Origin of the sequence: Pseudomonas putida, from assembly GCF_004357765.1 — a bacterium.
In the GTDB taxonomy this organism is placed as follows: domain Bacteria; phylum Pseudomonadota; class Gammaproteobacteria; order Pseudomonadales; family Pseudomonadaceae; genus Aquipseudomonas; species Aquipseudomonas putida_U.
The window spans coordinates 1-18,367 of sequence record NZ_SMTE01000001.1; the positions used below are offsets into that span (position 1 = coordinate 1).

Consider the following 18,367-nt stretch of genomic DNA (forward strand, 5'->3'; position numbering starts at 1 on the left):
ACTACACACAATGGATCAGCTCACGATCTAGATGCCAAGCCAAGCCAAGCCAAGCTCCCCGACAATCCGTGAAGAACTAACCCTTCGCCCATACCCAATCGATGTCATCAACTCCCTGGAAACGCCGCCTTGAGCGAAATCTGCCCCCCGTCGTCGGGCGCCGGAGCTTCGGCATTCATGCGCAGACAGTGCTGCTCGGCCTCGGCCTTGCTCGGATAACTGGGTTTCAAGCGCTCCTTGGCGAGATTGTCGTAGATGTCGAAGCCACCCCCTACGGTCGCCGCGTAGTACCGGCTACCCATGCGGAACGACTCCTTTTCGACCGGGACCGCTGGAACGATAACAAATCTCGATTGCATGTTTCGTGCCTCCCCAGGCAGAGACTTTAGTATTAGCCGGACTATGGACACCCAGCAAGTTCGCTCATGCAAGCAATCGATTGCGGGCACACCGGATAAAACGGACACCAATTGGTCGCGCAAGAAAGCGGATGCACTGCGCCAGGTGCATCGGTACAGTTGCCGACACCGTTGATTTTCGCAGGAGCCTGTCCATGCCCAGCGCCTATTCATTGATGCAATCGCCGGTCGGCATGCTGACCCTGGTGGCCCGTGGCGATTGCCTGGCGGCGGTGCTGTGGGAAGACGAGCGGGAAAACCGGGTTCGTTTGGGCGATCTGTACCGCGATGACGGCCACCCGGTACTGCTGCAGACCGCTCGTCAGCTAGGCGAATACTTCGCCGGCGGTCGCCAGCGTTTCGACCTGCCACTGGACTTCGCAGGTACTGCCTTCCAGCGTCGAGTGTGGGCAGCGCTGTTGACCATTCCTTTTGGCGAAACCCGCAGCTACAGCGACATCGCTCGCCAGATCGGTAACCCTAGCGCCGTGCGGGCGGTGGGCGCCGCCAATGGCCGTAACCCGATTTCGATCATTGCCCCCTGCCATCGGGTGATCGGTGCCAGCGGCGGGCTGACTGGCTTTGCCGGTGGCTTGCCGGCCAAGCAGTATCTGTTGGCGCTGGAGGGGCGGCAAAGCCTGGCGTTGGCGTTCTAGCTGAGCCAGGTTGCAATCAGGCAAATCACCATCGCGAGTAGCGAACCGGCCATCAACGTGTAGTGTCGATGGGCACGCTGCGCATGGGGTTTCACCTCGCGCAGATACTGTCCAGGTGGTGGGGCATCGGGACGATGACGCAGGCCTTCGGCGATGTCAGCGAGCTGCCCCCTGATCAACAAGCCAACGAGGTAGTAGGTCGAGGCATAACTGGCCAAGACCAGGAGCAGATATTTCATCAGTACAAACCGTCCAGTGGCAGGGTGCTCGCAGTTGCACTGACCGTATCCAGCAGCACCAGTCCCTGGCTATGTTCATCCAATGCCGCCAGCATGCGGCCATGGCTATCCCAGGCTGCCGAACCGCCGGCACCGATGAAGCAATCGGAGGCGCCCACGCAGTTGGCCATGAGCACGCTCATGCCCAGGGTGCGTGCGACCTCGGGGTAGTGCTCGTAGCCCTCGCGCAGGCCTTTCGCAGTCTTGGCCACGCTCACCAGATAGATATCCGCGCCCAGGGCCTGGGCCTGGGCAGCATGCTCGATGAACATCGACTCGTAACAGATGGCCGGTGCGATGCGGTGCATGCCTGCCGCGAATACCACCGGCTGGTTCGCCGCACTGAAGAATGGCAATTCGTCGGCATGCAGGCGTTGCTTGGCGTACTCCAGGCGTGGTGCACCAGGACCGAGAATCGGCATGCCGATACGGATACCGTCGGGGGTCGGCAAGGGCAAGCCCACCGCCACCGTGATGCCATGGCGGTCGCAAGCGGCCTGCAACGGGTCGAGTCTGGACGAATTCAACGGCAATGCCACCTGGCGCGCCAGTGCCGGCTCATAACCCGTCAATGACAGTTCGGGGAAGACCACCAGCCCTGCGCCCTGTGCGGCTGCCTGGTCGATGCAATACAGGTGGCGCTCGAGATTACGCTGCAGATCGCCCTTGTAGGCAGCCAATTGCACGGCGCATAGCTTCATGGTGGTGCCCATCCCTGGTCCGCTCAAACATCGAGCATACTACCGCTGGCTTTGCCAGTACCAGCACGGATGTCAAGTCGATGAAGGCGCGGTACGCTGAGGGAATCAGCCACCCGCCTGCGCTTCTCGAAGTGCAGGGGGCATCCAGGCAGGCACGGTCCTGCGCATGGCGCGACAGCAGAGGAACAGCGTAATGAGCCGCTTTCGGCAACTGAAGGCCAACACCCTGGGGCGCGACCTGGCCGTGGGCGATATCCACGGCCATTTCCGCCGCCTGGAGCAGAGCCTGGAGGCGGTGGACTTCGACCCGGCGGTCGATCGCCTGTTCAGCGTGGGCGATCTGGTCGACCGCGGCCCTCACAGCGAAGAGGCCTTGGAATGGCTCGCACGGCCTTGGTTCCATGCCGTGCAGGGCAACCACGAGTCGCTGGCGATCACTTTGCTGCGTGGCGGTCGCCTGGAGTTGGACATGTACCGTGCTGCAGGCGGCAGTTGGTTCATCGACATGCCGGTGGCGCAGCAGCAGCGCTATGTCGAAGCATTCGCGGGACTGCCGATTGGCATGGAGGTAGGCACCGAAGCCGGGCTGGTCGGTCTGCTGCATGCCGACAGCCCCTTCGCCGACTGGGCTACCTTGCGTAGCAGTCTGCAGACCGAGGTCGACCCGCAGGTGATCGAGGTGTGCCAGTGGTCCAGGCGCCGGCTCAAGGAGGACGACAGCGAGCCGGTGGCAGGCCTGCGCGCGTTACTGGTCGGCCACACCCCGGTCCGACGCGCCAAATGCCTGGGCAATGTCTGGCACCTGGACACCGGCGGATGGGCCAACGGCTATTTCAGCCTGATGGAGTTGGCCACCCTCAGTGTTATCAGCCCCACGCCAGACGCATGATCAGCGCCGTGGCCAGCACGATCAACATGGCCCCGCATGTGCGCTCCAGCCAGGGCAGGGCTCGGGAAAAGCGGCGCAGCACACGTTTGTTGCCGATCGCCAGCGCTACCACCAAGTCCCATACCAGCACGACGCCGAACATCCAGCCTGCGTAAACCAGTTTCCAGCCAAGGCTGCTGCTGGCCACCATGCTCGCCAGGCTGGCATAGAACAACGCGTTCTTCGGATTCAGTGCCCCTGAGGCAAAGCCCATTCCCAGGTTGCGCCAAGCGCTGCTGCTGGTGGCGTTTCCCCCGCTGACGCAGAGGTTGGATTGGCCGGCGTGGCGCAGGAACAAGCCGCCGATATACAGCAGGTAGGTAGCCCCCACCAGTTGCAGGGCGATGAACGACCCACTGCCTTCGCGTAACACCGATAGACCGGCGAAAGCGAGGGTGATGAACAGGCCATTGGCCAGGGCGATGCCTATGCAGACACCGCCGGCAGCCCGCCATCCGGCGTTGATCGAGGTGCGCGCGACCAGGAAGAAATCCGGGCCGGGTGACAGCAGAGCGAGGAAGTGGGCAAGGGCGACGATCAGGAACTGCTCCATGGAACTGGCTTTCTCGGGTGGAAGAACGCGCAGTCTGCAAGCGACAGAGCTGACCGTATTGAAGATTATTGCACCGGCCCATGAGCCTGGCGGTAGCGTCCTGGGGTCATGCCAACGTGCGCCTTGAACGCCCGCTGGAAATGCGCCTGGTCGGCGAACCCCAACCGATAAGCCACATCGGCCAGTGCCACGCCTTGGCCGAGCAACTCCCGGCCCTGGTTGATCCGGGCATTGAGCAGGTAGGCATGTGGGGTCAAGCCAGTGGCAGCTCGGAACGCCCGAATCAGTTGGTAACGGCCCATGCCGGCGGCTTGGGCGAGCACGCCCAGGCTGAGTTGGGCAGCCCCTTCGGCGTCGATCCGAGTAATCACTGCATGCAGTGTCGCCGGGGCCAGCGCTGGGACTGGCGCGGCTTCAAGGGTCGGTTGTTCGGTAAAAGCGTGATCGCCGAGAAAGGCCACCAGCGCCGCCTCCTTTTCCAGTATGGCCGCGCTCGAAAACAGTACATCGTTGAGTTCGCAGAACTGCCGGTACAACTGCGGGCAATGACTGATCCGCGCCGGTGCGCCGGGTGCGGCACAGGCCAAGCCGGCTTCCAGGCGCAGTTGCGCCAGCCAATCGGCACGCACATGCAGCATCTGATAGCTCCAGGCTTGCCCTGGCTCGGGATTGCAGGCATGTACCCGCTGCGCAGGCACCAACACCAGGGTGCCGGGAGTGAGGCGTTGCTGGCCGCCTTCGGCGCCGCTGAATCGGCTGTAACCGGCATCCACTGCACCGATGGAGAAGGTCGGGTGACTATGGGCCTTGTAGCAGGCCCGGCTGTGGCAGGCGCGGCGGCTCTCCACGAAAGGCAGCGCTGGGTCGCGCCAGAGCTCGTTACGAGACATCGATGGTTCCTCGTTCAGGCCGTCAGCTTAGCAGCGTAGGCGGTCTGCCCGTACAGATTTTCCCGTCAGCTGTACCTTGACCCATCGTCCGCTGGCCGCCGACAGTAGCCCTCTGTCGCAAGGAGAACGAAATGGACCTGTCGAGCCTGCTGCTATTCATCCCCGCCTGTTTCGCCCTGAACATGGCGCCGGGTCCGAACAATCTGCTGTCGCTGCACAACGCCAGCCGCTTTGGCCTGCGCACCGCCTGCCTGGCTGGGGGCGGACGACTGCTGGCCTTCGCCGGCATGATCACCCTGGCGGCGATGGGCTTGGCGGTGGTGCTGCATACCAGTGAATACCTGTTCCTGGCGATCAAGCTGATCGGCGCAGCCTACCTGTTCTACATCGCCTGGCAGCTGTGGCGGGCGCCGGTGGGCGAGGTGACCCAGGCCGACGATCAGCCACGGGGTACCTGGCGCCTGGCGCGCCAGGAATTCTGGGTAGCCGCTGGCAACCCCAAGGCGATTCTCATCTTCACGGCCTTCCTGCCGCAGTTCGTCTCGGTGAATAGCAGCACCCCGGTGAGCCAGCAGTTTCTCTGGCTAGGTGTGTTGTTCCTGTTGCTGGAGTGGTCGGCCATTGCCATCTACGCCGGGTTGGGAGCGTACCTGCAACGTTGGTTCAACCAACCCAGGCCGCGCCGGCTATTCAACCGGGTGAGTGCATCGTTGCTCGGTTGTGCCGGTCTTGGCCTGTTGGCGGCGCGCCGCTAGAACTGCCAGCGCAAGCCCAGGTTGACGCCGCTGGCTTCCTGCTCGCGGCTGTCCAGGTTGCTCGTGTACTGCACCCCGCCATGCAGGCTCAAGGCCTCGTTGATCTGGGCCACCAGGCCGGTTTCCAGTTGTACCGCAGTGTAGCGGTAGTCGGTCTTGATCTTATCCACGTCATCGAAGGTCAGCGTGTCCCGACCGCCGTCACCGTGCCACAGGTTGACCTGGGCATAGGGTTGCAACAGGCGCCCGCTGCTACCGGTGAACGCGCCTTCCAGGCGCACACCGAGTCGCCCGGTGAGTTCGACCTGGGCGTCATGGCTGATGCGCGAAACACTGTCGTTGGCGCTGTCCAGCGAGACCTTCTGGGCGATCAATTGCGCCTGTGGTTCTATGGTCCAGCGTTCGGCAACGCGGATGGGGTAGCCTGATTCCAGCGATCCGGTCCAGGCGTGGCCGTCGATGTTCAGTTTGTCGCCTCGCTCCGAGCGGGCGCGGCCATCGAGCTTGGTGTACTGCAGCACGCCATCGACGTACCAGCCCTGGGGCCCGACCAGCGTCCAGTAACCGCCGACGCTGTCGCCATCGAGTTTCAGATCTCCGACGCTGCGGTCCTCGACGGCCAGGGCGAAGCCTTTGACATCCGCATCGAGCCGGCTGTGACTGACGTACAGGCCCAGGTGCTGGCGATAGCCCTCGTCGCTGACCTTGGCATAAAGATCCTGGCCGACCTTGAAACCGTACACATCACCATCCAGGCTCGGGCTTACGGTGCCGCTCCATTGCTGGCGCAGCGCGCCGCCGTAGGCTTGGCCCCAGCTGGCAGGCAGCCGGCCCTGGCCGCTCAACAACTGCTGGTCGCCCTGGCGTTGGTGGAACGTGCCCAGTGCCTGACGCGCGATGATCGCCGCGCCGCGTGGTGCGGCCGCATAAACCGGCACTTCCGGGCGATACAGCGGCACGCTTTGCCCGGCTACCGGGGCCGGCAGTTCGGCCTGTCCTGGCGCCGGCGCGGCGACAGGTGGAGTCACCGGAGGTTCGACCGGCGGCTCTCCCGGCGTTTCGGCAGCCGGGGCGGGGGTCGCCACCAAGGTCGAGCGCAGATACCAGCTATTCTCGCTGCCAGCGGTCACGCCGCCTTTGAACAGGCGATAATCGTAAGCCCCTGCGGACAATGTCTGGGTCTGGACGAACGCCGAGTCGCTGCTGGTGGCACCGTCGCGCGCTTCGACGACCTGGATACCGTTCTGACTGGTAGCAGCGCCCGCGCCGCCTAGGTTGCTGATCTGCAGGCCAGTGCTGCCGCTGAGAGTGCCTTGGCTCACTATCAACCGGTCGGAGTCGGCATCGTCGCCTGCGAGCACGCTGTTGAGTTTCAGCGTGCCGTCGACACCCTCGTAGTCGCCGTTGATGGTCAGCCTGCCTTGGGCATCGTTGCCGGCGGTGAGATCGATGGTCCCGGCATTTTGCACCGTTGTCATCTGCCCTGGGTCCTTGGCGGTGACCGTCCCCTGTCGGGATATCAGCGTACTGCTGGCATCGACAAGCAGAGAGCCGGTTCCAGTCCCAGGTTGCTCAGCGCTACCGTCGCCCAATGTCAGGGTGTCGTCCAAGGTGAGTTGGCTGTTGTCGACCAGGCTGATGTTCTCCCAGTTGACGTAGCGGGCGCCGCCGTCGATCTCGCTGTTCTGAAAAGTCAGGGTATCGTTGCCCAGGCCGCCGTCGAGCTCGGTGGTCAAGGTGTCGGCGCCCAGGCCCATGATGGTCGCCTGGTCATCGCCCAGCCCCATGTCGACCCGTGTGCCGATAAGTCCGCCGCTCCAGGTGAACTCGTCGTTTCCCGCGCTTGCCAGGACACTCCCTTGCAACAGGCCGCCGGCAATGGTGATCTTGTCCACGCCGCCGCTGGTACTGATGTTGCCGCCGATGGTACCGCCGCGCAGGATGATCGTGTCGTTGCCAAAACCGCTGACCAAGTTGCCGTCGATGCGGGTTTGCACGGCGGTATCCTGCGACATCTCGAAGTAGTTGTCAGCGAGTTTGAGGTCGACGCGGCCGATCTGGCCACCTTTGAACAGGGCGAAATCACCGTCCTCGAAGGCCCCGACGATGCGCCCGTCGGTCATTTCGAAGGTGTCGTAGCCCTGGCCCTGGTTCAACGACTGAACCGTTCCGCCGGTCATGGTGAAGTCGTCGATGGCTTGGGTTTGCGAGATGGCGCCCAGGTCGTCACCGGGCGAAACCGTCAGGGCTTCGGCATGGACCAGCAATGGCAGGGCTAGAAGAGGGATTGCTACGGGCGAAAAGCGGTGAGGGCGGCGCATGGCAGGTCTCCATATCCATGGTGACGGCCACTGCGTGAAGCGCGGCTGGCTGCCCTTCGGCCGTGCCTGAGTTATATGGAATGCGCCGTACAGCAACAACTAGCAATAATGACTGGTGGCTCCTGGCCATCAATCGCGGTAGAAGGTCTGCACCAGGTGGTAGCCGAACTTGGACTTGATCGGCCCATGGACCACGCGCAGCGGCTTCTTGAAGATGACCTGGTCGATTGCGCCGACCATCTGTCCAGGACGAACTTCACCCAGATCGCCGCCTCGCTTGCCCGATGGACAGGTGGAAAACTTCTTGGCCAACACGTCGAAGGCTTCGCCATTGGCGATGCGCTGCTTGAGCTTTTCGGCTTCCTCGGCAGTCTTGACCAGGATGTGGCGGGCTTGAGCTTTCATGGGGCACCTGTGCTTCGGGCAAAAAAAGGCCGCCATTATGCCTGATCACGCAGCTCCGTGCGGTCGCGGAACTGCTCGAGGGCCTCGGGATTGGCCAGGGCGTCGGTATTCTTCACCGGCAAGCCATGCACCACGTTACGCACCGCCAACTCCACCAACTTGCCGCTGAGGGTGCGCGGGATATCGCTGACCTGGGCAATCACCGCCGGCACATGGCGCGGCGTAGTGTACTGGCGGATCACCTGGCGAATGCGCTGGCGCAGGGCCTCGTCAAGCTGCAGGCCCTCACGCAGTCGCACGAACAACACCACGCGCACATCACCCTGCCACTGCTGGCCGATGGCGATGCTTTCCACGACCTGCTCGATCTTTTCCACCTGGCGGTAGATCTCCGCAGTGCCGATACGCACGCCTCCGGGGTTGAGTACCGCGTCCGAGCGGCCATGGATGATCAGGCCGCCGCTGGCACATTGCTCGGCATAATCACCTTGCGCCCAGACCCCTGGAAATAGGCTGAAATAGGCTTCCCGATAGCGGCTGCCATCGTCGTCGTTCCAGAAGCCCAGGGGCATGCTCGGGAAGTGGCGGGTGCACACCAGTTCGCCTTTTTCACCGACGATCGGCTGGCCGTGCTCGTTCCACACCTCCACGGCCATGCCCAGGCCCTTGCACTGGATCTGCCCGCGCCGCACCGGCAAGGTCGGGTTACCCAGCACGAAGCACGAGACGATGTCGGTGCCGCCGGACATCGAGGCCAGGCACAGATCGGGTTTGATTTCGCGGTAGACATAGTCGTAGCTGTGCGGGGACAGCGGCGAACCGGTGGACAGGATCATGCGCAGGCTGTGCAGGGCATGGCTCTTGGCTGGTGTCAGGCCATGTTGTTCCAAGGCCGCCAGGTACTTGGCGCTGGTGCCGAAGACGTGAATGCCCTCGGCGTCGATCAGGTCGAGCAAGCGCTCGGGACCGGGGTGGAAAGGCGAGCCGTCGTACAGCAGCAATGTGGCGCCGACCGCCAGGCCACTGACCAGCCAGTTCCACATCATCCAGCCGCAGGTGGTGTAGTAGAACAGCACCTCGTCGGCCTTGAGGTCGTTGTGCAGGCCGTGTTCCTTGAGGTGTTGCAGCAGCACGCCGCCCGCGCGGTGAACGATGCACTTGGGCACGCCGGTGGTGCCGCTGGAATACAGAATGTACAGCGGGTGGTCGAAGGGCAGGGAGGCGAACCGTGGTTCGCCGCCAGGTTGGTAGAAATCCTGCCACAGGCTGACCCGGGGTGCGGTGAACTCATCCGCTGTCGTCTGCGCCCGGGTATAGGGTACGACCAGCAACTGCTCGAGAGCGGGCAACTGGGCGCAGACCTGGTTGATCTTCTCGACCATGTCGATGTGCTTGCCGGCATAGTCGTAGCCTGCGCAGGCGATCAGCATTTTCGGCTGGATCTGCCCAAAGCGGTCGATGATGCCATGCAGACCGAAGTCGGGGGAGGAGGTCGACCACACCGCGCCGAGGCTGGTGCAGGCGAGCATCGCGACCAGGGTTTCCCAGGTATTGGGCATCACGGCGGCCACGCGATCGCCTGGCTCGATGCCCGCCGCCTGCAAAGCCTGCTGCAGACCGGCGACCTCGACCGCAAGCTGATGATGGGTGAAGCTGCTGCGGCTGCCGTCCTCGCGCAGGGCGACGATGGCAGTGCGGTCATCGCGGCGCTGCAGCAAGTGCTCGGCGACATTCAGCGTGCTGCCGGCAAACCATTGGGCATCGGGCATCTGCATGCCTTCGTTGAGCACCTGGGTCGGCGGTGTGTGCCAGCGGACATGGAAAGTGTCGGCGACGGTCTGCCAGAACGCCGGGCGCTGTTCGATGCTCCAGCGATGCAGCGCGGCATAGTCGGCCAGTTGCAGGTTGTAGCGCAGGTTGACCCGGCGGCGGAAAGCCTCCATCCGGCAGCCCTCGATCAGCGCCGTGGAGGGGCGCCAGAGCACATCGGTCATGCCGAACCTCCTGACGAAATGCCAGTGACAGCGTCACCGCCAGACTGCCGGTGATGACGCCATCGGATGAAACGCCTTACTCCACTGTAGCTTTTTGCACGTCGTTCGACGCTGACCACACCCGATAACGCACCTCGACGCCTTCGGGCACATATACCACCACCGGCAACTTGCTGTTGTAGCGCAGCAGGAAACCGTCACCGATCACGGGTACGAAGGCATCGGTCTTGCTGCCATCGGGGCAGGCCATCAGGGTACTGGCCGGGCCGCTGACATTTTCCAGACGATAGTACGGGTAGCCCCAGCCTTGCAGAGTGTGCTCTTGCAAACTGCCGCCCAGCCGCTGGCGGTTGCAGTCGACCTTGAGCGTTTTGCCGGCCAGCACCTCCAGCTTGTAGGCAGACTCATCGGTCTGTGCCGGCAAGTGGATCACCTGCCGGGTAAAGCCTTTTTCCGCTTCTGGGTAGGGGGCGACATCCTTGAGGGCGGCGGCCATCACGGGGGCGATGCTCGCCAGGCTCAGGGACAGGATCGCGGACAATCGGCTTAGGCGCATAGGGCCTCCTTGCTATGAAAAGGGGTGCGAGGCCTCTGCCAGGCACGCTTGGCCCTTCACTGGGCCAACCAGCCGCCGTCGACGTTCCAGGCGGCGCCGCGAACCTGGCTGCCAGCCTCGCTGCACAAGAATAGTACCAGCTCGCCCAGGTGTTCAGGTGTGACGAATGCCTGGGAGGGTTGTTTCTCGGCCAGCAGTTCGTGCTGCGCCTGCAAAGGGTCACCCCCTTTGGCAGCACGCTCGTCGATCTGCTTCTGCACCAGTGGGGTCAGGACCCAGCCGGGGCAGATGGCGTTGCAGGTGACGTTGCTGGTGGCGGTTTCCAGCCCCACGACCTTGGTCAGCCCGACGACGCCATGCTTGGCCGCCACGTAAGCCGCCTTGCCGGTCGAACCGACCAGGCCATGCACCGAAGCGATGTTGATGATCCGTCCCCAGTTGCGTGCACGCATCCCCGGCAGCGCCAGGCGGGTGCCATGGAAAACCGCGGAGAGGTTCAGTGCGATGATCTTGTCCCAGGCCTCGACCGGGAACTGCTCGACGGGGGCGACGTGCTGCACGCCGGCGTTGTTGACCAGGATGTCGAGTCCGCCGAACTCGCGTTCGGCCAGCGCGAACAGGGCCTCGATCTGCGAGACATCCGCCAGGTCCGCGGGATGATGCACGACATTCACGCCATGCTGGCGGATGCGCGCCAGGGCCTCGGCCGGGTCGCCAAAGCCGTTTAGCAGGATATTCGCCCCGGCCTGGGCCAATACCTGGGCGATACCCAGGCCGATACCGCTGGTAGAGCCGGTCACGAGTGCAGTCTTGCCTTTGAGGGTCATGGGTCGCTCCTTGTTCGATGTCGCTAGTGTAGAAGCTGTTTGCGACCTCGCCTGCGAGCCGGGCTAGCGGCGTGGGTCGAAGGCTTCGCGTAGGGCGTCGCCGATGAACACCAGCAGGGAGAGGATCAGCGCCAGGGCGAAGAAGGCAGTGAAGCCCAGCCAGGGGGCTTCCAGGTGCTGTTTGCCCTGGGTCACCAATTCGCCCAGCGAGGCGCTGCCGGCCGGCATGCCGAAGCCGAGAAAGTCCAGTGCGGTGAGCGTGGTGATGGCGCCGGTGAGCATGAACGGGACCAGGGTCAGCGTGGCGTTCAGCGCATTGGGCAGGATATGCCGCAGCATCACCTGGCTGTCGGGCAGGCCAAGGGCACGCGCGGCCTTGACGTATTCCAGGTTGCGCCCACGCAGGAACTCAGCGCGCACCACGTCCACCAGGCTCAGCCAGGAGAACAGCGCCATGATGCCCAGTAACCACCAGAAATCCGGCTCGACGAAGCCGCTGAGGATGATCAGCAGGTACAGCACCGGCAGCCCTGACCAGACCTCCAACAGGCGTTGCCCGAGCAGGTCGACCCAGCCGCCGTGGTACCCCTGCAAGGCTCCGGCAGCCACGCCGATCAGCACGCTGACGAAGGTCAGGGCGAAGGCGAACAGCAATGATACGCGGGTGCCGTATAGTACCCTGGCCAGTACGTCCCGGCCTTGGTCATCCGTGCCCAGCCAGTTGCTGGCGCTCGGCGGACTGGGGGTCGGTACCTGCAGGTCGTAGTTGGGTGTGTCCGCACTGAAGGGAATGGGCGCGAAGAGCATCCAGCCACCTTGGCCTTCGATCAGCTGGCGCACATAGGCGCTGCGGTAGTCCGGTTGGAAGGGTAACTGCCCACCGAAGGTCTGTTCGTCGTAGCGTTTGAGCGCCGGAACGTACAGCTCGCCTTTGTAGCCCAGCAGCAGCGGTTTGTCGTTGGCCACCAGCTCGGCCCCGAGGCTCAGCAGCAGCAATCCGGCGAAAAGCCACAGTGAGACCCAGCCCAGGCGGTTACGCCGGAAGCGCTGCAGGCGTCGTCGGGAGATCGGTGAGAGCATCAGTGCGCCCTCGCGTCGAAGTCGATGCGTGGATCGAGCACGGTGTAGGAAAGATCGCCGATCAGGCGGATCAGCAGACCGGCCAGGGTGAAGATGAACAGCGTACCGAACACCACCGGGTAGTCGCGCGATACCGCCGCCTCGTAACTCATGCGCCCCAGGCCATCGAGCGAGAAGATCACCTCGATCAGCAACGAGCCTGCGAAAAATACCGTGATCAGCGCCTGGGGCAGCCCGGCCAACACCAGCAGCATGGCGTTGCGCAGCACATGACTGTACAACACGCGTCGCTCGCTCAGGCCCTTGGCCCGGGCGGTAACCACGTATTGGCGGGAGATCTCGTCGAGGAAGGCGTTCTTGGTCAGCAGCGTCAAAGTGGCGAAGCCGCCGATCACCAAGGCGCCGACCGGCAGCACCAGGTGCCAGAAGTAGTCGGCGACCTTGCCCAGCAGGCTTAACTGGTCGAAATCGTCAGATACCAGGCCGCGCACCGGAAACCAGTTCAGCGATGTACCGCCGGCGAACAGCACGATCAGCAACAGGGCGAACAGGAACGAGGGCAGCGCGTAGCCGACCACGATCAACGCGCTGCTCCAGGCATCGAAGCGGCTACCATGGCGCACCGCCTTGCGGATACCCAACGGTATCGACACCAGGTAGGTGATCAGCGTGGCCCAGAAGCCCAGCGACAGGGTCACCGGCAACTTGTCGAGGATCAGGTCGGTGACCTTGGCGCCACGGAAGAAACTCTGGCCGAAGTCCAGCCGGGCATACTGCCCGAGCATCAGCCACAACCGTTCAGGCGCGCTCTTGTCGAAACCGTACTGGCGTTTGATAGACTCCATCAGCTTGGGGTCCAACCCGCGGGTCGCCCGCGACTGCCCGTGTACGGCTTCGAGACGTGCGCCCGGTGCACCGCCGCCGATGCCCTGCAAGCGGGCAACCGCCTGCTCGACGGGACCGCCGGGTGCGGCCTGGACGATGACGAAATTGACCAGCAGAATGGCCAGCAGGGTCGGGATGATCAATAGCAGGCGACGCAGGATGTACGCGGTCATGGCGAGCCCTTGAGACGTTCGTGCATCTGTTCGCGGGTCAATGCCTCGGGGCTGATTTCCCACCAGCTGTCCAAGCCTTCGTCATAGCTCGGCTGGACCTTGGGCAGGCCGAAGCGGTTCCACCACACGGTCGAAGTGCCCGGCGGGTAATAGTTGGGAATCCAGTAGTAGTTCCACTGCAGCACGCGGTCCAGGGCATGGGCGTGGCGCAGCATGTCGGCTTGGCTGTCGGCGCGCACCAGGCCGTCGATCAGGCTGTCCACCGCCGGGTCCTTGAGCACCATGAAGTTGTTCGAGCCGGGGTCGTTGGCCGCCGCGGAACCAAAGTAGTTGTACAGCTCGGCCCCGGGTGACAGCGTGGCCGGGTAGCCGGTGACGATCATGTCGTAGTCGCGCGCCATCAGCCGGTTGACGTACTGCGCCGAATCGACGTTGCGGATCTCCAGGGTGACGCCGATCTGCGCCAGGTTGCGCTTCCACGGCAGCAGCAGGCGCTCCATGCCGGATTGGCCATTGAGGAAGGTGAACGCCAGAGGCTCGCCCGCCGCGTTCACCAGACGATCGCCTTGTGGCCGCCAGCCGGCCTGTTGCAGCAGCGCCAGCGCTTGCAACTGCTGGGCGCGGATGATGCCTGAGCCATCGGTGACTGGCGCCTTGAACACCTGGCTGAAGACCTCGTCGGGGACCTTGCCGCGTAGCGGCTCCAGCAGCGCGAGCTCGGCCGCGTCGGGCAACGCGCGGGCTGCCAGCGGGGTATTGGAGAACAGGCTTTGCTGGCGGATGTACAGGTTGCGCATCATCTGCCGGTTGCTCCACTCGAAATCCCAGAGCATGGCCAGCGCCTGGCGAACCCGCCGATCCTTGAACTGCGGTCGGTCCAGGTTGAACACGAAACCTTGGGCTGGCTGCGGCTTGGCGGGCGCCAGGTGAGCACGGCGCAGGCGGCCATCATCCAGCTGCGCGCCGTTGTAGCCCAGGGTGTAGGCAGTGGCGGAAAATTCGCGGTTGTAGTCGTAGCCCCCGCCCTTGAGCACCTGGCGGGCGACCTCGGTGTCGCCGAAGTACTCGATGCGCAGGCGTTCGAAGTTGTAGCGACCGCGATTGACTGGTAGATCCTTTGCCCACCATTGCGGATCACGCACGAAGGTGATGCTCCGGCCGTTGTCGATCCGGCCGATGCGGTAGGGGCCGCTGCCGACGGGCTTGTCGAAACCGGCGCCATTGGCGAAGTCGCGGTCTTGCCAGTCATGCTCGGGCAGTACCGGCAGGGTGGCCAGGTCAAGGGCCAGGGTGCGACCGTGGGGTTGCCTGAAGTCGAAGCGTATCTGCCGCGGGCCTTCCACGGTCACCTTGAGGACATCGGCGAATTGGGTCCGGTACCTGAGGCTGCCCTGGCTCATCAGGCGCTCATAAGTGAAGCGCACATCCTCGGCCCGCACCGGCGTGCCGTCGGCGAAGGTGGCGCGCGGATCGAGCTCGAAGCGTAGCCAGGCATCGTCGGGGCCCCGCTCCATGCGCCGGGCGATCAGCCCGTAGACGGTATAAGGCTCGTCGAACGAGCGTACGGCCAGTGGGGCATACAGCCAGCCATCGACTTCACTGACGCCGATCCCTTTGTCGATGTAGGGCAGGATGTGGTCGAACTGACCGATCTCCAGCGCCGAGCGGCGCAGACTGCCGCCCTTGGGGGCGTTGGGATTGACGTAATCGAAATGATGGAAACGTTCGGCGTAGCGGGGCGCTTCGCCGTAGACGGTGAGGGCATGGCTAGGGGCGGCCTGCGCGATGATGCTCATGCACAAGCCGACCCCCCCGAAAACCCACGCCCTGATAGCGGACGTCAGCAACGGTCGTGACTTAGTCCTGACGGCTGGTCACTTCCAGCAGGTGGTAGCCGAACTGGGTCTTGACCGGGCCCTGCACGGTGTTGACCGGCGCACTGAAGACCACGGTGTCGAACTCCTTGACCATCTGGCCCGGGCCGAACGAACCCAGGTCACCGCCCTGGCGGCTGGACGGGCAGGTGGAGTTTTCTTTGGCGACTTGTGCGAAGTCGGCACCGGCCTCGATCTCGGCCTTGAGTTCGTTGCACTTGTCTTCGGTGGCAACGAGGATGTGACGGGCGGTTGCGCGTGCCATGGGGTACTACTCCTTGGGTTGAAAGGGTCAAGCCTAGCGCACTTGCGCGCCCGCTGTCTCCAGCCTGGAGGCTGCGCCGCGCAACAAGGCTTCGGTGGACGCCCAGCCCAGGCAGCCATCGGTCACCGAAACGCCGTATTTGAGCGGGCCTTTGCCCAGTGTCTGGCAACCGTCGAACAGGTGACCTTCGAGCATCACCCCGACGATCGAACGGTCACCGGCCAGGCGCTGACCGAGCACGTCCTCGAACACCGCAGGTTGGCGCGCAGGGTCCTTGCCGCTGTTGGCGTGGCTGCAATCGACCATGATCCGCGCATCCAGCCCGGCCTTGGCCAGGCCCTGGCGTGCCTGGGCGATGCTCGCTGCATCGTAGTTGGGGCCTGTGTGGCCGCCGCGCAGTACCAGATGGGTATCGGGGTTGCCCAGCGTCTCGATGATCGCCGGGTGGCCTTGGGCATCCATGCCGAAATGCCGGTGGGGGTGGGCAGCGCTGCGCATGGCATCGCAGGCAATGCCGACGCCGCCGTCGGTGCCGTTCTTGAAGCCGACCGGCAGCTCCAGGCCGCTGACCATCTCGCGGTGGACCTGCGATTCGGTGGTGCGGGCACCGATCGCCGCCCAGCCCAGCAGGTCGTCGAAGTATCCCGCTGCCATCGGTTGCAGCAGCTCGGTCGCCACCGGCAAGCCACGCTCGATCATGTTGAGCATGAGCCCCCGCGACAGCGTCAGGCCCGCGTGCATGTCGTCGCTGCCGTCCAGGTGCGGGTCATAGGCCAGGCCTTTCCAGCCCACTGTGGTGCGTGGCTTCTCGACATAGGCGCGCATCACCAGCAGCAGTTGGTCGTCGAGTTCACGGCTGAGCGCGGCCAGGCGGTCGGCGTATTCGAGGGCTGAGCGCGGGTCGTGCAGAGAACAGGGGCCAACCACCACAAGCAGGCGCGGGTCGCGGCCTTCGAGGATCGCGCGGATGGCCAGGCGCTGCGTTTGCACTTGCTGGGCGAGCTCGTTGGAAAGCGGCATCTGCTGTTTGAGCAGGTGTGGGCTGGGCAGACGCTGGCTGACGGTGGTATTGGCAGCTTGCGCTGGGGTCAGGGGCACGGCGAGGTTGGAAGCTTGCATGGCGTTTGGATTCCCTGGGCGGACGGCGGGTTCGGTCCCGCTCGGTCGGCCCTATCGAGGTGTTCGACTGATCGTTGATTGCGTGTTGTCTGCAGCATTGCCACCGGAGACGGACCGATCGGAGGCGGCAGGCTGGCCCGAGCGGGATTGGCTAAATCGCCAGGCGAAGGTGCTTGCGTAGTAATAGGTGGCGTAGTTCATGAATCTGTCCTCGGTGAGAATCGGTGTTTGTGAAGGCCTGGAAAAGCAAAACCCCCGGTCGGGGAGCCGACCGGGGGTTTGAGTATTCTCATGTTCGGCGGCCCCTCGAAGGTGGGCGCCGTGTGGGTATCAGCGGCGCCTAGTGGCTAAACCAATACCCAAAATAAAAGCTCACGGGAGCCTTACGACCGGCAACGGCCAGCACGCGGCGCTGCGGGCGACCGGTGTGGTTGGCAGAGTTGCAGGTGAGGTTCGACATGTTGCTCTCCAGTGAATGGGCCTGAGCTTACTGCAGGCAGCCCAGGCTGTTCAATGGTTAAATCCTATCGGCGTGATTATCTGCAGCGTTTTCACAACGGATAGTGCTTGAGTTCCCGGGCAATCAGCATGCGCTGGATCTCGCTCGAGCCTTCGTAGATCTGGGTGATGCGTGCATCGCGGTAATAGCGCTCGACCGGGTAATCCTCCAGGTAGCCATAACCGCCATGCACCTGGATCGCCATCGAGCACACCCGCTCGGCCATTTCCGAGGCGAACAGTTTGGCCTGCGACGCTTCGGACAGACACGCCTTGCCTGCGCTGCGCAGGCGCGCCGCATGCAAGATCAACAGGCGTGCGGCGTTGACCTGGACCTGCATGTCGGCCAGCAAGTTGGCGACGCTCTGATGCTCGTTGATGGGTTTGCCGAACTGGATACGGTCACGCGAGTAGGCCAGTGCCGCTTCGAATGCCGCCCGGGCGATGCCCAGCGCCTGGGCGGCGATACCGATGCGCCCGCCTTCGAGGTTGGACAGGGCGATGGCCAGGCCCTTGCCGCGCTCACCGAGGAGGTTGGCTGCGGGAATGCGGCAGTCATCGAGGGTCACCGCGCAGGTGTCGGAAGCGCGGATGCCCATCTTGTGTTCGCTGCGGTCAACCTTGAAACCTGGGTTGTCGGTCGGCACCAGGAAGGCCGAAAGTCCCTTCTTGCCCAGCTCCGGGTCGGTCACCGCGAAGACGATGGCCAAGCCCGCCCGGCGTGCGTTGCTGACGAATTGCTTGGCCCCATTGATCACCCAATGGCCATCGACCAATTCGGCGCGGGTGCGCAGGTTGTGGGCTTCGGAGCCGGCCTGGGGCTCGGTCAGGCAAAAACAGCCGATCACCTCGCCGCTGGCCAGGCGGGGCAGCCAGGCTTCTTGCTGCTCGGGGCTGCCGTAGGCCAACAGGGGGCCGCAGCCTACCGAGTTGTGGATGCTCATCATTGCTCCAGTGGCGCCGCAGCCGGCGGAGATTTCCTCGACCGCCAGGGCATAGGCGACATAGTCGGTGTAGCTGCCGCCGAAGTCTTCCGGCACCACCATGCCCAGCAGGCCCAGTTCGCCCATCTTGCGCACCACGCCGTCATCGATCCAGCCGGCCTTTTCCCAGGCCTGGGCATGGGGGGCGATCTCGCCACGGGCGAAGTCCCGGGCCATGTCGCGGATCATGATCTGCTCTTCGCTCAGTTCCAGGTCTTGCATCTGTGT

The 18,367-nt window shown here is 63.9% G+C and carries 19 protein-coding genes; 3 read left to right on the top strand and 16 right to left on the bottom strand.

All coding sequences use genetic code 11. The features are described 5' to 3' along the window. Positions 1–107: 107 nt before the first annotated feature. The gene (locus tag E2H86_RS00005; RefSeq protein ID WP_133323838.1) at positions 108–359 is read right to left on the bottom strand and encodes a hypothetical protein; all 252 of its coding nucleotides are present in this window, start codon (positions 357–359) and stop codon (positions 108–110) included. Positions 360–553: 194 nt separating this feature from the next. Here E2H86_RS00005 and E2H86_RS00010 point away from each other — a divergent pair, with 194 nt between their 5' ends. Next, positions 554–1,054, top strand: coding sequence for a methylated-DNA--[protein]-cysteine S-methyltransferase (locus E2H86_RS00010; RefSeq protein ID WP_133323839.1), 501 nt, complete (start codon positions 554–556; stop codon positions 1,052–1,054). Here E2H86_RS00010 and E2H86_RS00015 read toward each other — a convergent pair. Then, entirely contained in the window at positions 1,051–1,293 is a 243-nt protein-coding gene (locus tag E2H86_RS00015; RefSeq protein WP_133323840.1) for a hypothetical protein, read from the bottom strand. The genes E2H86_RS00010 and E2H86_RS00015 overlap by 4 nt on opposite strands. Then, entirely contained in the window at positions 1,293–2,033 is a 741-nt protein-coding gene (locus tag E2H86_RS00020; protein WP_133324376.1) for a carbon-nitrogen hydrolase family protein, read from the bottom strand. Before E2H86_RS00020 ends, E2H86_RS00015 begins: the two co-directional genes overlap by 1 nt. A 193-nt stretch (positions 2,034–2,226) precedes the next feature. Here E2H86_RS00020 and E2H86_RS00025 point away from each other — a divergent pair, with 193 nt between their 5' ends. Then, complete coding sequence (locus E2H86_RS00025; protein WP_133323841.1) at positions 2,227–2,922, top strand: metallophosphoesterase; 696 nt, start codon at positions 2,227–2,229, stop codon at positions 2,920–2,922. Here the strand turns inward: E2H86_RS00025 and E2H86_RS00030 are convergent. Further along, entirely contained in the window at positions 2,900–3,514 is a 615-nt protein-coding gene (locus E2H86_RS00030; RefSeq protein WP_133323842.1) for a LysE family translocator, read from the bottom strand. The genes E2H86_RS00025 and E2H86_RS00030 overlap by 23 nt on opposite strands. A 65-nt stretch (positions 3,515–3,579) precedes the next feature. Further along, entirely contained in the window at positions 3,580–4,404 is an 825-nt protein-coding gene (locus E2H86_RS00035; protein ID WP_133323843.1) for an AraC family transcriptional regulator, read from the bottom strand. Between the two features lie 131 nt (positions 4,405–4,535). On the opposite strand from E2H86_RS00035, the gene E2H86_RS00040 reads away from it, so the two are divergent. Continuing rightward, positions 4,536–5,159 carry a LysE family translocator gene (locus tag E2H86_RS00040; RefSeq protein ID WP_133323844.1) on the top strand — a complete coding sequence of 208 codons (624 nt, stop codon included), beginning with the start codon at positions 4,536–4,538 and terminating at the stop codon, positions 5,157–5,159. Here the strand turns inward: E2H86_RS00040 and E2H86_RS00045 are convergent. From E2H86_RS00045 to E2H86_RS00095, 11 genes are all read right to left on the bottom strand, one after another. Continuing rightward, positions 5,156–7,480, bottom strand: coding sequence for an autotransporter family protein (locus E2H86_RS00045; RefSeq protein WP_133323845.1), 2,325 nt, complete (start codon positions 7,478–7,480; stop codon positions 5,156–5,158). The two genes, E2H86_RS00040 and E2H86_RS00045, sit on opposite strands and share 4 nt — an antisense overlap. Positions 7,481–7,609: 129 nt before the next feature. Beyond that, the gene (locus E2H86_RS00050; RefSeq protein WP_133323846.1) at positions 7,610–7,885 is read right to left on the bottom strand and encodes a peptidylprolyl isomerase; all 276 of its coding nucleotides are present in this window, start codon (positions 7,883–7,885) and stop codon (positions 7,610–7,612) included. A gap of 35 nt (positions 7,886–7,920) precedes the next feature. Beyond that, positions 7,921–9,879, bottom strand: coding sequence for an acetoacetate--CoA ligase (locus E2H86_RS00055; RefSeq protein WP_133323847.1), 1,959 nt, complete (start codon positions 9,877–9,879; stop codon positions 7,921–7,923). A 76-nt stretch (positions 9,880–9,955) separates the two neighbouring features. Next, positions 9,956–10,435: a serine protease inhibitor ecotin gene (gene eco / locus E2H86_RS00060; protein ID WP_133323848.1), complete on the bottom strand. Its 480-nt coding sequence runs from the start codon at positions 10,433–10,435 to the stop codon at positions 9,956–9,958. 56 nt (positions 10,436–10,491) lie between these two features. Next, positions 10,492–11,262: a 3-hydroxybutyrate dehydrogenase gene (gene hbdH, locus E2H86_RS00065; protein ID WP_133323849.1), complete on the bottom strand. Its 771-nt coding sequence runs from the start codon at positions 11,260–11,262 to the stop codon at positions 10,492–10,494. Positions 11,263–11,325: 63 nt separating this feature from the next. Then, positions 11,326–12,342 (bottom strand): ABC transporter permease, encoded by a 1,017-nt coding sequence (locus tag E2H86_RS00070; RefSeq protein WP_133323850.1) that lies wholly within the window; start codon positions 12,340–12,342, stop codon positions 11,326–11,328. Continuing rightward, a complete protein-coding gene (locus E2H86_RS00075) occupies positions 12,342–13,400 on the bottom strand; it encodes a microcin C ABC transporter permease YejB (RefSeq protein ID WP_133323851.1) in 1,059 nt (352 codons plus the stop codon). Before E2H86_RS00075 ends, E2H86_RS00070 begins: the two co-directional genes overlap by 1 nt. Next, entirely contained in the window at positions 13,397–15,196 is a 1,800-nt protein-coding gene (locus E2H86_RS00080; RefSeq protein ID WP_133323852.1) for an extracellular solute-binding protein, read from the bottom strand. The genes E2H86_RS00075 and E2H86_RS00080 overlap by 4 nt, the downstream gene beginning before the upstream one ends. A gap of 61 nt (positions 15,197–15,257) precedes the next feature. Next, the gene (locus tag E2H86_RS00085) at positions 15,258–15,539 is read right to left on the bottom strand and encodes a peptidylprolyl isomerase (protein ID WP_133323853.1); all 282 of its coding nucleotides are present in this window, start codon (positions 15,537–15,539) and stop codon (positions 15,258–15,260) included. 33 nt (positions 15,540–15,572) lie between these two features. Then, complete coding sequence (locus E2H86_RS00090) at positions 15,573–16,658, bottom strand: 3-deoxy-7-phosphoheptulonate synthase (protein ID WP_133323854.1); 1,086 nt, start codon at positions 16,656–16,658, stop codon at positions 15,573–15,575. A 551-nt stretch (positions 16,659–17,209) separates the two neighbouring features. Further along, positions 17,210–18,361, bottom strand: coding sequence for an acyl-CoA dehydrogenase family protein (locus E2H86_RS00095; RefSeq protein ID WP_133323855.1), 1,152 nt, complete (start codon positions 18,359–18,361; stop codon positions 17,210–17,212). Between the last annotated feature and the right edge of the window lie 6 nt (positions 18,362–18,367).